This is a genomic window from Spiroplasma endosymbiont of Megaselia nigra (assembly GCF_003987485.1).
Taxonomy (GTDB): Bacteria; Bacillota_I; Bacilli_A; order Mycoplasmatales; family Mycoplasmataceae; genus Spiroplasma.
The window spans coordinates 1-1,374 of the sequence record NZ_RCOO01000250.1 but is presented as its reverse complement, the minus strand read 5'-3'; the positions used below and the strand labels follow the sequence as shown (position 1 = coordinate 1,374).

The 1,374-nt window shown below is 26.0% G+C and carries 2 protein-coding genes; both read right to left on the bottom strand.

Going from position 1 to position 1,374, the window contains the following annotated elements; all coding sequences use genetic code 4:
* Positions 1-177 precede the first annotated feature (177 nt).
* Positions 178-327: a hypothetical protein gene (locus tag D9R21_RS07625; RefSeq protein WP_158613977.1), complete on the bottom strand. Its 150-nt coding sequence runs from the start codon at positions 325-327 to the stop codon at positions 178-180.
* A partial coding sequence (locus tag D9R21_RS07620) for a PBSX family phage terminase large subunit (RefSeq protein WP_158613976.1) occupies positions 300-1,374 on the bottom strand: 1,075 nt, incomplete at its 5' end. The genes D9R21_RS07620 and D9R21_RS07625, both read right to left, overlap by 28 nt.

The following is a 1,374-nucleotide window of genomic DNA, read 5'->3' as shown; positions in this document are numbered from 1 at the left end:
AGTTTTCATTCTTTATTAAAAAAAGCAACAATTCATAACAATATTTACTTATCGCATGACGAATATATTAATGATGTTAAAAAATGAAATAAATGATATTCAAGCCGCAAAGAAAAGGATATAATAAATAAAAGTTTATAAACCTTTTTTACTAATACTTACTTTTTGGGGTGCACTCTATATATTATCTTTTTTTAATTCTTGACAAAGTCTTTTTTTAACTTGTCCACAAACAGACATATATGATCTTTTTGCATTTATTACACGCTCATCATGTATTACATAGATATCTTTTTTCATTAAGTTATTCACTCCCTTTGTTGTCATAATTTATAATCTGCTGAACTATTATGTTTAACCATTGGTATTAATTCAAAGTGTAAAGCATAAAAATCACCATCAAATGTATCATCATATAAATCTAACACTCGTTCTTCTCTGGCATCTGGTTTATCTTCTCATTGAATTAATTCATATTGGGTTTTACTTACAGGACATTTTTCTCATAATCACTTTAATTGATTAGTATTTATTAACATTGTAAATGCTTCAATACGATGCTTTATTTTAAATTTCTGCTTTTGTGCTGGTTTAAAATGCATGTATTGACCAAAAGTATAATTATATTTCTCTCGGTTTAAACTTTCTAATGTTGCATAAGCACTATCATCAACATTTATACTAATTCCTTGCCGAATTAAATTAAAATATTGGTTTAATTGATTGTTGTAAAACTCTAAAATATCTGTTACTTGTTCTAATGGTCCTTTAAATTGTTGTGTAGCATTTGAGTGTGTATATTCAGCAACTTTATATGCTTTTTTATCAAATAAATTATATATTCAAAAACTAGCGGCTGTTGTATGTCCTTTTGGACTAGTAGAGTTTGCTAAGTCAACACAACCTAATAGCTTAGTTGGTTGTATAATATCTGTTCCTTGCATAATATCAATATATCTTGCAAAGATTGACCCACTAGTATTACCTGGTAAGCCTCAACTCCATACTCTTGCTCTTTCAATATCTAATTGTTCTAATCTTAATTGTTCATTAACTTTATCTTGTGGTAATTCATAATTAAGTCTTCAACTAGAATAATGAATAATAATCTTCATATTTCATTTTTCAATATAATTAATTTGCTCATATTTACTACGCATTATTTCTTCATTAAAAGGTAATAATTCATTACAATAACCAACAATATATCTTTTTAAACTTTCAGGGTTACATGTATTAATTGTTATTTTATTTTGATACCCACGAATAGCAAATTCTAAATCACTTAAATCTTTTTGTTGAAATTGGTCACATTCTTCTCTTCAATCAATAACTAATTTATATTTATTCAAATCAGCAAATGCTTTTAATTTT